We start from the raw sequence: 14552 nt of genomic DNA, 5'->3' as shown, positions 1-14552 counted from the left end.
CATCATTCGAGCACTATGTGACGTGGAAGAGTCACATCAAAATATGTATGTATAACTTGAGGAGGATTTATTATGAAAAAGTTCAGAAAACTTTTGGCACTAGGCCTTGCCGCCGTTATGACGGCTACAGCCTTTGCAGGCTGCGGAAACTCCGGAGGAGGCTCTGCAAACAAGGACTATGATTTCTACATTTTTAACACCAAGGGCGAAAATGCCGACGCTATGCAGGCAGCCGTCAACGCCTATCAGGAGAAGACCGGCCTGAAAGTCAAGCTCTTCTCCCTGGGTTCCGGCACCAACAGCGCCGACACCCTCAGGGCCGAGATGAACTCCAAAAACAAACCTGCTCTCTTCTCCATCATGAATATCCAGGAGCTTGCCGAGTGGAAGGAAGGCGGCTTCGCTGCCGACCTGAGCACCCTGACCACCAACGCGAACTTCAAAACACTGCACGACGCCCTCCCCGATAACCTGAAGCTGACCACCAACGGCACCGACAGCTACGGTATTCCCTACAATGTTGAGGGTTATGGTTATATCGTCGATACCTTGATGCTGGCTGACCTCTTCGGCGCGGATAACGTGGATGCTTTCCTCAACGACTGCAAGCTGGCTACCTATGACGAATTTGCCGCAATGGTGGACACCTTGGACGCTTATATTCAAAACGGCACCGCCGGAACCGTTACCGTAAACGGCAAGGGCTACCCTCTGGCCGCGGAAAAAACCGGCCTTGCTCAGAGCCTCACTGGCGTATTCTCTGTCGCTGGCTCTGAAAAATGGACCTACGGCGACCACATGATCAACATCGCCATCGATACCGTTTTCGAGAACCCCTCTGCAACGAAAAACGCTACAGCCGAGCAGATTGACGAGCTGAAAAATCCCTTTATCGCCTACGCCAAGGCGCTGGATGTGAAAACCTCCCACGTAGCAGGCGAAAACGGCCCTCTGCCCCGCAGCCCTGAGATGATCAACTCTACTACCAACGGCTACGACCCCGCTGTCCAGAAATTTGCCGACCATAAGGCACTTTTCATGAAACAAGGCAACTGGGTTTACACCAATATCGAAAAGGTGAACCCCGAAATCGTCAAGACTCTGACCTTTATTCCGGTCAAAATGCCTTTCACCGACAACGATATCAAGGTTCCCGGCCTGACCGCTGAAAAAATGCAGCGATCCATTCCCGTATTCGTTCCCAACTACTATGCCATCAACTCTAAAGTAAGCGAAGAAGAGCAAAATATGGCAATGGACTTCTTAGTATGGCTCAACACCACTGACGAAGGCAAAAAATTTATTACCGAAGATATGGCCTTTATCCCTTATAATGCGGATCCCTCTACCACACATTTGGGCAATTCTCTCGGCGACTCCATCATCCAATATATGGCCTCCGGAGACACCATTACAAATGCATATGCCGGTGCTCCCACCAACTGGTCTGGTGAAACCGTCGGTCTTGAGATCATGGAGAAATACCTGACCAAAGCCGAGTGGACAGACGATGATTATAATGCAATCGCCGATTACGCCATTGCAAAATGGAAGGAAATGGCAGGACTTCAATAACAACTCTCTTTTTTGAGCAGCAGAGCGGAGGGGGTACGCCCCCTCCTCCGCCTGCACCCCTTATTGCGGCAACACCTGCAGCCTGCCTTTGACGGCAGCGGTTTAGAATACGATACGCGCGTTAGCGCGGCATCAGAAAGGTAGGTAGATTATGCAGAAATACTATAAAAAATGGTTTTTCCCACTGGCGCTTCCGTCGATCATCCTGTTTCTGTTCGTCATCCTGATTCCCTTTGTGATGGGCGTTCTCTACTCCTTCTCGGCGTGGAGGGGCACCTACTTTGCGGGGGGCGACAACGCGTTTCAGGCTTTCGTCGGGGTACAAAACTACGTTAACGCCTTTAAAAATCAAAAATTTTTTACAGCACTTGTTTATACCATCCAGTTTACTCTAGTAGCCGTCGTTGTCATCAACGTTGTAGCGCTGGCGTTGGCGATGATGGTAACGAAAATTACAAAGGCATCTGGTGTGTTCCGGACCATCTTCTTTATGCCGAACCTTCTGGGCGGCCTGGCGCTGGGCTTCATCTGGCAGTTCATCTTCCAGATCGTCTTTTCCCAGATCCTCTTTGGTGGAGATCATCCTTTGATTTCCATTCCAGCGCTGACAAACATGCTTCAGGACCACTATAAGGCCCTGTTCGCATTAGTAATTCTAGTCACCTGGCAGATGGCCGGCTATATGATGATCATCTATATCACTGGCCTCAACAATATCCCCACCGACCTGTACGAGGCGGCGGAGATGGACGGAGCAAACGCTTTCCAGCGTTTTCGGGTTATCACCCTTCCCATGTTGATGCCCGCCATCACCATCGTGTTCTTCCTGACTTTGGCAAACTGCTTTAAACTGCTCGACCAGAACATCGCTTTGACGGACGGCAACTTCAATACCCGCCTGTTGGCGACCCAGATTCTGCGGACGACTCGTGACACCTCGCCTCCGGACTACGGCATGGCGCAGGCGCAGGCTGTTATCTTCTTTGTCCTCATCGCAATCGTCACTCTGGTTCAGGTTTCGATCACAAAGAGGAAAGAGGTGGAAGCGTAATGGCAAAGAATCATCACATGAGCACCAAACGCAGAGTGGGACAGACGATTCTGTATATCGTTTTGATTCTCATCGCCATCTACACTCTCTTCCCGGTGGCTTTCCTCATCATCAACGCCTTCAAACCCCAGGCAGAAATCGTCGGTTCCCCACTGGCATTTCCAAAAACCTGGAATTTCAGCTATATCGCCAACGCGGCCGATCAGATTCACTTTTTCAAGGCACTGGGCATCACTTTACTGGTCACCGTAATTTCGGTAGCGCTGCTGGTCATCGTTTCCTCGCTGGCGGCCTGGGTCATGGTCAGAAATAAAAATAAGTTTTCAAGTGTCCTTCTCTTGATGTTCACAGCAGCCATGCTGATCCCCTTTCAGGCGGTCATGTATCCCCTTTTGAACCTCTTTGAGGGAATTTACCTGAAGAATCTGACCGGCCTGATTCTCATGTACGGCGGCTTCGGCTTAAGTCTCTCGGTATTTTTGTACCACGGCTTTATCAAGAGTGTGCCCGCCTCCATTGAAGAAGCGGCAGTCATTGACGGCGCGAACATTTTCCAACTTTTCTTCCGTGTGGTATTCCCGCTCTTAAAATCCACGACAGCGACGGTGATTATCCTGAACGCCATGTGGATCTGGAACGACTACCTGCTGCCCTTTCTGGTCATCGGAAACGGAGAGGTCCGCACCCTAACGCTGGAGCTCTACTTTGCGAAGATGACTTCCGGACAGTACGGAAACCCATGGGAACTGATTTTCCCAGCGGTATTCGTCTCGATTATCCCGATTATCGTCGTATTCCTGTTTTTGCAGAAATACATCGTCAAAGGCGTATCCGACGGTGCTATCAAGGCTTAATCGCAATTAAAACTCAATCAAATCACTGCCGGCCTGACGGCGGAAAAAAGGCAGTTTTTAAAAACTGCCTTTTTTAATTTCACTTTAAGGAGAACTATTATGAACCAAAAATGGTGGCAGGACGCAATCGTCTACCAAATCTACCCACGCAGCTTCTATGACTTGGACGGAGACGGAATCGGCGACATTCCCGGCATCATCGAAAAACTAGATTATATCAAAGATTTGGGCTGCAACGTCGTCTGGCTCTGCCCGGTCTATGAGTCCCCCATGAAGGACAACGGCTACGACATCGCCGATTACTATAAAATCGACCCCCGTTTTGGCACCAACGAGGACGTCTACCGCCTCATCGATGAAGCGGGAAAACGGAACATTAAAATTATTATGGATCTGGTCATTAACCATTGCTCCAGCGAGCATGAATGGTTCAAGCAGGCGTTAAAAGACCCCACTGGCCCCTATGGCAAGTATTTCATCGTCAAGGAGGGCAAGGACGGGAACCCGCCCAACAACTGGCGCTCTATCTTCGGCGGCAGCGTCTGGGAGCCGATTCCCGGAACGGATTTATTTTATTTCCATACCTTTGCCAAGGAGCAGCCTGACTTAAACTGGGAGACCAAAGAACTCCGGGAAGAACTCTATAGTATGGTCAATTGGTGGCTGGACAAAGGCTTAGGTGGTTTCCGGGTTGACGCCATCACCTATATCAAGAAGGATCCCGCTTTCCCTTCCGCGCCGGCCGACGGACCCGACGGCCTCACAAACGCCAACCCTTACTCCCAGAATTACCTCGGCATCGGCGCGTTTCTCAGTGAGCTTCGGGACCGGTGCTTCAAGCCCCATAACTGCCTGACGGTTGCGGAGGCCCCCGGCGTCCCCGCCGATGAGCTCCCTGACTATATCGGAGAAGACGGATACTTCTCGATGATTTTCGATTTCAGCTACGCCGATATGGACGTCATTCCCGGCGGAGACTGGCACCATCGCCGGCTGTTCACAGCAAAAGAATTCCGGGACACAGTATTCGAGACTCAACTGGATCTGCAAAAAGCCGGCTGGGGCGCTAATTATCTCGAAAATCACGACCAGCCCCGCTCTCTCAATAAATACCTGCCGGAGGACAGCATCAACTACCATTCCACCACCATGCTGGGCACCTTCTATTTCTTCCTGAGGGGCACTCCATATATCTATCAGGGTGAGGAGCTGGGCATGGTCAATGCCAACTGGGAATCCATCGACGATTTGGACGATATCCAAACCAAGGACCAGTACCAGCGGGCTCTGGCAGCCGGACTGTCCGTCGAGGAAGCCATGGCGGTGGTCAACCGCCGCAGCCGCGACAACAGCCGCACTCCCTTCCCCTGGACTGGGGGGTTAAACGCCGGATTCACCGAAGGGACGCCCTGGCTCCCGGTGGCAGGAGGGCATGTAGCCGTCAACGCCGAAACCGAGGGCAAGGAGCCTGAATCGGTCCTCTCCTACTATAAAAAGATGGTCGCCCTCCGGAAAAATGCCAAGTGGCGGGACGCATTGGTTTTAGGGGACTTCAAGCCTTGCCTGACGGAGAACGACTGCGTTGCAGCATATCTCAGGGAACAAAATGGGCAGCAGGTTTTGGTCCTCTGCAATTTCAGTGGGGAGGAAAATCTCGTCAAAACCGATATCGTTGTAGGAGAGGTTTTGCTCAGCAACTACGGGGAGCTCCAGATGGAGCACAAAGGCCTAATGCTAAAGCCCTGGCAGGCTGTGGTATTTTCTGTCGAATAAAGGGCGGTAAGCGTTTTCATGGATTTTGCCTTGACTGCATCACATAATCTGGGCAGTCTGCCAAAAATGCCTGAAATCCCTTGTTTTGAGGCGGTTATTTTTCTATAATAGGAAACAAGGAATAGAGAAACCGTTTCCAAAAGACGGTGTTTCACCACAGGAGGTAAATAACCGTGTCTACGATAAAAGACGTTGCATTGAAAGCCGGCGTTTCTATCGCCACCGTATCCCGGGTGCTCAATAACCGGGGCGCTATCAGCGAGGCCACCCGCAAAGCCGTTTTTCAAGCAATGGAAGAACTGGACTATCACCCCAACGAAGTGGCCCGTTCGCTGGGTAAACAGCGTTCCAAAATCATCGGGCTCATCCTGCCGCCCCTGACCCATCAATTTTATGCCGAGCTGGCCACCAGCATCGAGGATGCAGCCTATCGCCACGGCTACAAGCTGATGCTCTGCAACTCCTTTTTCGATTCGGAAAAGGAAAAAAGCTATGTGGAAATGCTCAGACGGAACATGGTGGACGGCATCATCGTGGGAAGCCACACCGGGGAAACTGACTACTTCAAAAACAGCCGTCTCCCCATTGTATCGGTGGAGACTATCATCTCCGACGATATCCCGGCAGTCGTCTCCGACAACTTTCAGGGCGGCTCTCTCGCCACCCGGCACCTGCTGGCGAAAGGCTGTAAAAATCTCGTTCACGTCAGCGGTGAGCTGCGGCTCAGGCTTTCGTCCGACGAGCGTGCAGGCGCGTTTACCCAGCTCTGCGAACAGGCGGGCGTCCGCCACCACATTTTTGAGGCCACCGAGCAGATGCTCCGAGACTTAAACTACTCAGAAATCGTTACCCGCATCTTCCACGAGATTCCGGACGTGGACGGCATCTTCGCCAGTTCTGACATCATCGCCGCCGAGTGCGTCAAAACCTGCGCGGCGCTGGGATACCGGGTTCCCGAAGACGTAAAAATCGTCGGGTTTGACGGCATCAGCTTCAGCAAAATGTTCCATCCGCCCCTGACCACCATCCGGCAGGATATTCCGGCTTTGGGGCTGGAATGCGTCCGGCAGCTGCTCACCAGCATCGCCGGGGAAGATGTACAAAACCGCACGGTACTCCCGGTAAATCTTATCGAGAGGAAGACCACATAAACGGATTCCCTTATTTCTGCGCGTGGGGATTTTGATTTTAGAAAACATGCCGGCGCGCGCAGCGGCGGATTGGGGAAAACCATGTTTGATTTTGTCAGTATCGGTGAAATGCTGATTGATTTCACCCCCTATATGACGGACGACGGCTCCGCCCTCTACCAGCCGAACCCCGGCGGCGCTCCCGCCAACGTGGCAAGCGTGGTGGCAAAGCTGGGGCTTCACAGCGCCTTTGTGGGCAAAGTCGGAAACGACGTATTCGGCCTCAGCTGCAAGGAAGCCCTCAAAAACGCCGGTGTCTGTACTGAGCACCTGGTGCTCACTTCCGATTATCCCACCACCTTGGCCTTTGTAACCCTTCTCCCTGGCGGCAACCGGGAGTTTTCCTTTTACCGCAACCGCCTCACCGCCGACGTAAGCCTTGAGAAAAGCGACTTGAGTGAATCGGCCTATCAGAACACCCGGATTTTCCACTTTGGTTCGGTCTCCCTCACCGAGGACCCGGAAAAATCCACCGTCCTTTACGCGGTGGAGGAAGCGAAAAAGGCCGGTGCCCTCATCTCCTACGACCCCAACCTGCGGCTTCCTCTCTGGAAATCGGCGGAAGAGGCCAAAAAGACGATTCTCGAGACGCTCCATTACGCCGACATCCTGAAATTGTCCGAGGAAGAGGTGGAATTTCTCTTCGGCAAGGTGGACGACCACGAAATCTGCAAAGAGCTTTCCCAAAAACACGGTATCAGTCTCATCCTTATCACCAAGGCGGCCGACGGCTGTTACGCCTATGTCAACGGCAGGGACTACCACTCCTACGCCTACGACCTCAAGACCATTGACACCACTGGGGCCGGGGATTCCTTTTTAGCTGGGGTGGTCTACTGTCTGCTTCACAGTAGCAGGGACATCAAAGACCTGAGCGACGGCGAAGTGAGCGAGATGCTGGATTTCGCAAATGCCCTCGGTTCCCTCGTCACCACCAAAAAGGGCGCGATTCCCGCCATTCCCACCATCGAAGAGATCAACCGGTGCATAGAGATGGAGCAGAAATTAATTCCGAAACAATAGCAGAAACCGCTTCCGATTAAATTGGAAGCGGTTTTTTGTTACCAGTGACAGGTCGGGTCGTCGGTCAGGCCGACAATGTAGTCGATGCTGACATGGTAGAGTTTGGCGATTCCGATTAAATTAACAGCAGATGGAGCATAACTTCCGCCTTCATAGCATTGATATGTTCTTTCCTTAATCCCAATCGCTTTTGCTGCCTCAACTTGGGTAAGTCCGCTCTTTTTTCTCAGCATTTTGATTCTCTCTACAAATTTTTCCATTTTTTCACCTCTTTTTTTAAAAAGCACTTGACACGTAGCATTAGTCGTGTTATAATGCAATCATTAAAAAGCACGACTAATGCTACGTGTTTAAATAAAGCGACACGAAACAAACTGCGTGTATATTCTCTTTTAGCATACCATTTCAGCCCCGGAAAGTCAACGAATTTTCGAGGGTTTTATTTCCCCTGCCCTGGCAGGAAGCCCGAATTCACCATCACCCCACCGCATTTTGCAGACCCCCTCTCCCTCCATATAACTGGACGAACCACGCTGTAGAGGGAACGAGGGACATGCCGCGGTTTTCGGGCTTCCTGCCAGGGCAGGGCCAAATATCCGCTCTACATTTTTTCTGGAGGACGCCAATGAAAAATTTTAAGATACTTCCCCGCCCTCAAAGGCCGCCACATACCTGCCGGACCATCTATCTTTCTAAAGAATTAGCGGATCAGATTGATCTGGCCCGCAAAAAGCTGGAATGCAGCTTTTCTGCCTTCGCGCGGGAGGCTCTGCGCTATGCCCTGGACGCCCTGGACGAAGCAAAACAACAGAAAAACGGACAGCCGTAACAGCTGTCCGTTTTTTGATGCTTTCCGCCCGATAACCGCCCTTATTCCTGCTTAATGGCAGTCAGCGCGCTGATTTTCACCGCCCGGTTGGCGGGATAGAACCCCGATATGAGGCCGATCATCGTCGCAAAGGCGATGGCCCCGATAACAAGCCAGAACGGGATGATAGAAGAACCTCCCAGTCCTCCGCCGCCCATCATCATGCCGTAGATATCTCCCCCGCCCGCTCCGGCGGAAATGGAGTTGATGATGAAGGAAATCAGGTAGCTGATGCCCACGCCGAGAATGCCGCCAATGAACCCGATGGTTCCCGCCTCCATCAAAAAGACGGTGCGGATATTCTTGATCATACAGCCCAGGACCTTCATGACGCCGATCTCCCGGGTGCGCTCATAGATGGACATAATCATGGTATTGGTAATGCCCAGCGCCGCCACCAGGAGGGAGATAGCGCCCAAGCCGCCCAGAATCATCTGTTGGCTTCGGGCCTGCTCCTCAATGGGCTTGCGGATGCTCTCCATAGAGTTTGTCTCGTAGCCGTAGCCTTTGATGATTTCCTCCACCTCGGCCACATGTTTCATGTCGTCCACCTTGACCATGACTTGCTGGTAACCGGTGTCCTTTTTGTTTTTGTCTACCTTGACGTTATTGAGCTTGTTATACTCGGTCTGGAGCTTTTTCAGAAAATTCATATCGAGAAAAACCGAATAGCTAGGGCTGGGGTTCTTGCTCCAGTCCTCGGCCATGATGCCCGCTGCCTTGATTTTAAAGACGGGGGCCTTTTTCTTGTTGGTTTGGGGATCCTGTTTATTGATCTCGATCTCCAGTTTGTCTTTCATGACGTTGACAAAGGGATCGGGCATATTGCCTTCCGCGTCGGGAATCATGTTGACCCGATTGTTATTGTTCTTCTTGGTGTTGTAGAAATCATAGGGTGCCTGGGAACCGAAAAGGATGTAATTTTCCTCCCCACTCGCTTCCGTTTCAGGAAAACTCCCTTCGGTAAGCGTATAGCCAAACGCCTCCAAGTCGTCCATATACACGCCGTAAACCATGCCGTCGTAAGCGTATTTGCCGCTTTTGATGGTAATCTGGCCCCATTCGCCCTGATACACGGGCATGGTGGCCTGCACATACTGGTTTTCCTTGATGGTTTTGAGCATGGCATCGTCCAGCGCGGGAATTTCAGGGCTGCTGTTCCAGTTGTAGATCTGGATCACCGTCAGGTCGCCCATCTGGGCCAGCGCTTCTTCGGTAGTTTTCTGCATTCCCAGTCCCAGTGAAATCATTACAACGATGGCGCATGTGCCGATGACCACTCCCATCACGGTCAGAAGAGTCCGCACTTTCCGTTTGAAGAGGTTAGAAAGGCACATGACGATCATGTCTTTTAATTTCATTGCTGCTGATCCTCATCATCTTCCGGGATGTCGTCAAATTCGTCGTTTTCTTCCAGGAGTCTCTTCTTGTGGGCCTTGACCTTTACGACCACTACGATGACGACCACCGCGATAACCACAGCGCCGCCCACGCCAATGAGAATCCACGCCCACATTGGAAGCCCGCCTTTGGGTTCCTCCGGCATGGGCTCCATACCCGGATCGTCAATGGCCGGCATATCCATCTGCATGACTTCCGCAGAAAACTCCCGGATGATCTCCTTGGTGTCTCCGTTGGCATCCTCGTAGGTGAATTTCAGGGTGCCGCTCAGAGGCCCCACGTCGACGGGATTGATGCTCAGGTCAAAGGAGTCGCTGGCGCCGGACTCCACGTTGCCGATATAGGATTTAGACTCGCCGGTGGTGAAGTTTTCACCTGTGGCTTCCACTGAGAGATTGAATATGGTACTCTTTCCCTGGTTTACATACTGTACCGAGATAGAGGGGCTGTCGCCCAGGTAAATCGGACTGTACATCTCTACTTCGTTTACCTCAAACCGGTCCGGCTGGGTGACGGGGACGGTAATAGTCTCGGTGGCCTCCAATGTCTCCCGCTTGCCGTCCAAGACTGCCTCGTAGCTGAACTTCACCTGCAAGCCATAGGATTTTGGAGCCGCGTCCGCTTTCACCAGCATGTCGATGGACTCGGAGAACACGCCCCCCGCCGGAACCCTGGCGATAAAGAAGGTGTTGCTGGAGTTGGCGGGGGTAAAGACGCCGCCGGTGGTCTCGTCAGGAGCCGATTCGATGGTCATTTTGACGTTTTCGATAGCGGAGACAGAGCTTGTGTTTTTCACGTTGAGAGTCAGGGGGAAGGTCTGGCCGCCCACCACCGAGCTTTCGCCGAAGCTGTAGCTCTGCATGATGATCTGGGGCTTGCTCATGCCCACGCCCTCTTCGTCCCCGCTGGAGGTTTTGGTGCCCTTCACCGGGACGAAAACTTTGGAGGAAACTTCCTCTTCGCCGTTTTTCAGATTCACGGTGAGAATCTGGTTACCGGTTTCCAGCTTTTTGCTGGTGGCCATATTGTATGTAAGAGTTGTGGAAGCGCCTTTTCCAAGATTTTGAACCGTCTGGGTGTCCAATCCTCCATTGACGGTGATGCCCTCGGTGGCCAGTCCATCCAGCTTTACTTGCAACCCCTGAACCGCTTTGGCGGTGTTGTTCTGAACAGTGACGCTCAGCTTAAAGGATTCCCCTGCAGGAACTGTCGATTTATCTATCTTGTAACTCGTTACGGCAAGGCTGCCGCTAGTCCCTGCCTGCTCATCCATACCGGTGACTTTCAGGTAAACGGGAATTTCCTCGGTCTTGATTTCAGAACCGTATTTATACATGGCTTTGAGCTGGATCGTCTGGGTGCCGGTGGTCATTTCCTTGCCTCCCACCACATCCAAGGTCAGTTCTGCCGTTTCTTTCCGTCCCAGGTAAATGGACTTTGTGGCGTCGGAGGAATTGAAGGTCATCCCTTCCGGCAGGGTGGAAGTGACCTGAATCTTCCCCAAAATGGAGTTTGTGGTGTTGGAAAGCTGAATGCGAAGGGTTTTGCTCTGGCCGGCGTTAATGGTCTGAAGGGGGGAACCCTCTTTGACGATAATGGCGTTTCCCGCCACCTTGGGAGGATCCATAGGGCTGGGAGTCACCGGTTCGTCCGGGTCGTATTGGTCGTTTCCGCCTCCGTCGATGCTGTAAACTGTCCGCTGGAAAGAATAGCTGTCGGTTACTTTGCCATTGTACTTCACATCGATGAGCAGTGTAGTGGAGCCCATGCCGGTATAAGTGATTTTTCCCTCTGGCACATGGAGCTGATAGCCCAGCACCGAGTCGCCGCTGGGACGAATCCCCTTTTCAGCATAGGAGCCGCTCATGCCGCCCACGCCTGTGACCGTCACATCAACGCTGGTGACGTCTCTGTCGGTATAAGCGTTGTGCACAAACTTCAAATCCATGCTGAAATCGTCAAACGCTTTGATTCCGCTTTTGGGATCTGTCGTAATCGAGACTGTGGGTTCGCTGGCGGCGTGAGCTGTCAGGGCCGGAACCGCCGCTAAGATGAGCATCGTAATCATCAAAAGGGTTACGGCGCCAGCCATAAGTCTGCCGCCCTTCTTTTTCCATTTGGTGTAATTCATTGTCCTTCTCCTTAGGTATATTTTTGATAAACGGCCGCCCTTGAAACTGGCTGTGATGGCCGTGTGCTAAGCCTGCATATTATCCCGCTGATTCCTGCGGCTGCTCGCCGGGGACAAAAAGCGCCTCATTTGCCTTGTCGCTTTTGATGTTGCCGTCTAAGAGGTGAACGATCCGGTCGGCGTATTGGGCGATCTCCCGGTCGTGGGTGACGAGGATCAGCGTCTCGTGATGCTTGCGGGCGAGGCCCACAATCATCTCCATGACTTCGATGGTGGTCTTGCTGTCCAGGTTTCCGGTTGGCTCGTCGGCAAAGACGATTTTTGGATGGGCTACAAAAGCCCTTGCGATGCCAACACGCTGCTGCTGACCGCCGGACATCTGGGTGGGCTTGTGGTGCATCCGGTTTCCAAGTTTCACCGCTTTGAGCATCTTTACGGCCTGCCCGTTTCTGCTTTTCTTACCAATTCCTTTAAACATCAAGGGCATGGCCACGTTTTCCACCGCCGTCAGGGTGGGCATCAGGTTATAAGACTGAAAGATAAATCCGATGTTTTTCTGCCTGAAAACCGCCAACTGCCGTTCACTGAGTTTGGCGATATCCACCCCATCAATAAAGACGCTTCCCCGAGATGGCTTCTCAAGGCCCGCCATAATGTTTAGAAGGGTGGATTTTCCCGAACCGGAAGTACCAAGGATACAGCAGATTTCCCCTTGTTCGATGGAAAGGTTGATGCGGTTTAAGGCAACGACTTTTTCCGTCCCCAGATGGTAGACTTTTCGGATATCTTTGACGCAAATAAGACTCATTGTCGTTCTCCTAACTTTTGTCATAAAGAGCTGCGGTCATGTCGAGTTTCTCCCAGCCTCCTTACAAAGTATTGGTATCAATCAAACTGCGGGCATTTATCTTTTTAAGCCCGCCGCATACTGTGAGTATAGCACACCGCACTTCACAAAACAATGAAATTCCGGTTACAATCCTATCAAAACCGGCTTTTCTATGAGAGATAGACACCCATTCCATCCAAAAAGTTTTAAAATAACTTCCTATTTTTGATAAATTCGTGTCATAATTTTCCGTACATTACCCGCTATTGGGTAGAAAAAGACAAATCATCATTTTAATGTCTGTGAATAAAATATCACCAGAATCTGTAAATTTTTTATTGTCAATGAAACAAAACCAGTTGTTTTTTACACTCTATGTATATAAAAAGAGCAGAAGAAAATTAAAAATATTTTTTATCAATATAAAAATTGGGAAAAAGTTATTTGCTATTGCAACTTTTTAGATTGGCTGTGTGTCTTTTTAATAGAGATGTTACCTGTCGCTAAATACGTCTATCTTTATTTATTACAAACCAGAAAGGAGCGATTGCCATGACAAAAAAAATACTGTTCGCAATCATCGCATGCGCCGCCTGCGTTACTCTAGCGGCCGGCCAGGTTTTCTCCGCCGGGGAAAAGGTTCCTGTCCCGGAACAGAAAGGCACTCCCGAATATCCCGCTGCTGTCGCCTATGACGACTATGAGGCCAAGGCTGCCATTTGCGAAAGCAACCCGGTCGACGAAACGTTTATCAGTTCGCTCAATGACTTTGCCGCCAAATCTTCTTCCAAGGTACTGAGACGGCAGTCGGAAAACTACACTTATTCTCCTATCAGCGCATACATGGCCTTGTCTCTTGCCACTGTCGGCTCCAATGGGGATACCCAGCAGGAGCTTTTAAAGGCACTGGGCATCGACAGCAAAAAAGGCGTGTCTTACTTAGCTGCCCAGAATGCCAACCTTTTCCGCCGGATGTATCTGGAAAATGATATGGGCAAGCTGAAAATCGCCAATTCCCTTTGGCTCAGCGATGATATGACTTTTAACCAAAACTATCTGGATACCGCCACCGGCCAATTTTACGCTTCTCTCTTCAACGTGGACTTCGCCGACAAAAAGACTGGCGAGCTCATGGGACAGTGGATTGCGGAAAACACAAACGGCACTTTGGCTCCAAAGATGGAAGTTGACAAAGAACTTTGTATGTCCATCATCAACACGGTGTATTTTAAAGATCAGTGGGTCAATAAGTTCAATGAAACAGCCACTAAGAAGGATACCTTCTATAAAGCAGACGGTTCCACTGTCCAATGCGATTTCATGAATCAAGTCTTTAGCTCCCATGGCTTTGTAAAAGGAAAAAATTACACAGCAGCATCTCTTGGACTGAAAAATGGCGGCGCAATGAATTTCATCCTGCCGGATAAAGGCGTCAAAACCGATGATTTACTGCTTACTGCCGATAAAGCCTCTGATTTGCTCAGCGGCGGAGAACCCAAAAGCGGCATGGTCACCTTCAAACTGCCCAAATTCAACTTCAATACTGACATTGACTTGGGCGGCGCCCTCAAATCCCTGGGCGTGAAGAAAGCCTTTAAAGAAACTGCTAATTTTTCCGGCATTTCCAGCGACAAAGGTCTCTATATTTCCGAGGTCAAGCAGCAGACCCACGTGGCTATCGATGAAAACGGCGTAGAAGCTTCAGCTTTTACTGAAATTGGCATGGCTGGTTCTGCCCTCCCTGTTGACCGGGCGGAAATGATTCTGGACAGACCCTTTATCTTCACCATCACCGACCGCAACGGTGTCGTAATGTTTATGGGTGTCATAAACGACCCCACCCAAAAATAAATTACG

12 protein-coding genes are annotated in these 14552 nt (G+C 51.1%); 8 read left to right on the top strand and 4 right to left on the bottom strand.

Features of this window, described 5'->3' with window-relative positions; all coding sequences use genetic code 11:
- Positions 1 to 72 precede the first annotated feature (72 nt).
- The 6 genes from H8710_RS07100 to H8710_RS07075 all read left to right on the top strand — a co-directional run bounded on the left by H8710_RS07100 (position 73) and on the right by H8710_RS07075 (position 7466).
- Positions 73 to 1575 carry an ABC transporter substrate-binding protein gene (locus H8710_RS07100; RefSeq protein ID WP_249294813.1) on the top strand — a complete coding sequence of 501 codons (1503 nt, stop codon included), beginning with the start codon at positions 73 to 75 and terminating at the stop codon, positions 1573 to 1575.
- A gap of 151 nt (positions 1576 to 1726) precedes the next feature.
- Positions 1727 to 2626 carry a carbohydrate ABC transporter permease gene (locus tag H8710_RS07095; RefSeq protein ID WP_249294812.1) on the top strand — a complete coding sequence of 300 codons (900 nt, stop codon included), beginning with the start codon at positions 1727 to 1729 and terminating at the stop codon, positions 2624 to 2626.
- A complete protein-coding gene (locus H8710_RS07090; protein ID WP_249294811.1) occupies positions 2626 to 3480 on the top strand; it encodes a carbohydrate ABC transporter permease in 855 nt (284 codons plus the stop codon). The genes H8710_RS07095 and H8710_RS07090 overlap by 1 nt, the downstream gene beginning before the upstream one ends.
- A 99-nt stretch (positions 3481 to 3579) precedes the next feature.
- Positions 3580 to 5253 (top strand): glycoside hydrolase family 13 protein, encoded by a 1674-nt coding sequence (locus H8710_RS07085; protein ID WP_249294810.1) that lies wholly within the window; start codon positions 3580 to 3582, stop codon positions 5251 to 5253.
- A gap of 173 nt (positions 5254 to 5426) precedes the next feature.
- On the top strand, positions 5427 to 6404 hold the full coding sequence (locus H8710_RS07080; protein WP_249294809.1) for a LacI family DNA-binding transcriptional regulator: 978 nt from the start codon (positions 5427 to 5429) through the stop codon (positions 6402 to 6404).
- Positions 6405 to 6485: 81 nt separating this feature from the next.
- A complete protein-coding gene (locus H8710_RS07075; RefSeq protein ID WP_249294808.1) occupies positions 6486 to 7466 on the top strand; it encodes a carbohydrate kinase family protein in 981 nt (326 codons plus the stop codon).
- Between the two features lie 38 nt (positions 7467 to 7504).
- On the opposite strand, the gene H8710_RS07070 is transcribed toward H8710_RS07075, so the two are convergent.
- Positions 7505 to 7726, bottom strand: coding sequence for a helix-turn-helix domain-containing protein (locus H8710_RS07070; protein ID WP_249294807.1), 222 nt, complete (start codon positions 7724 to 7726; stop codon positions 7505 to 7507).
- A gap of 365 nt (positions 7727 to 8091) precedes the next feature.
- Between H8710_RS07070 and H8710_RS07065 the strand changes: the two genes are divergently transcribed.
- Complete coding sequence (locus H8710_RS07065) at positions 8092 to 8295, top strand: ribbon-helix-helix domain-containing protein (RefSeq protein ID WP_249294806.1); 204 nt, start codon at positions 8092 to 8094, stop codon at positions 8293 to 8295.
- A gap of 41 nt (positions 8296 to 8336) precedes the next feature.
- Here H8710_RS07065 and H8710_RS07060 read toward each other — a convergent pair whose 3' ends face one another.
- From H8710_RS07060 to H8710_RS07050, 3 genes are all read right to left on the bottom strand, one after another.
- Positions 8337 to 9695, bottom strand: a complete 1359-nt coding sequence (locus H8710_RS07060; RefSeq protein ID WP_249294805.1) for an ABC transporter permease — start codon at positions 9693 to 9695, stop codon at positions 8337 to 8339.
- On the bottom strand, positions 9692 to 11827 hold the full coding sequence (locus H8710_RS07055) for a COG1361 S-layer family protein (RefSeq protein ID WP_249294804.1): 2136 nt from the start codon (positions 11825 to 11827) through the stop codon (positions 9692 to 9694). The genes H8710_RS07060 and H8710_RS07055 overlap by 4 nt, the downstream gene beginning before the upstream one ends.
- Positions 11828 to 11945: 118 nt before the next feature.
- Positions 11946 to 12674 carry an ABC transporter ATP-binding protein gene (locus H8710_RS07050; RefSeq protein WP_249294803.1) on the bottom strand — a complete coding sequence of 243 codons (729 nt, stop codon included), beginning with the start codon at positions 12672 to 12674 and terminating at the stop codon, positions 11946 to 11948.
- 573 nt (positions 12675 to 13247) lie between these two features.
- Here H8710_RS07050 and H8710_RS07045 point away from each other — a divergent pair.
- On the top strand, positions 13248 to 14546 hold the full coding sequence (locus H8710_RS07045) for a serpin family protein (RefSeq protein ID WP_249294802.1): 1299 nt from the start codon (positions 13248 to 13250) through the stop codon (positions 14544 to 14546).
- Positions 14547 to 14552 lie beyond the last annotated feature (6 nt).

Origin of the sequence: Fumia xinanensis, from assembly GCF_014384905.1 — a bacterium.
Classification (GTDB): Bacteria; Bacillota; Clostridia; order Oscillospirales; family Ruminococcaceae; genus Fumia; species Fumia xinanensis.
The sequence above is the reverse complement of the archived record's forward strand: the minus strand, read 5'-3'. Positions and strand labels throughout refer to the sequence as shown.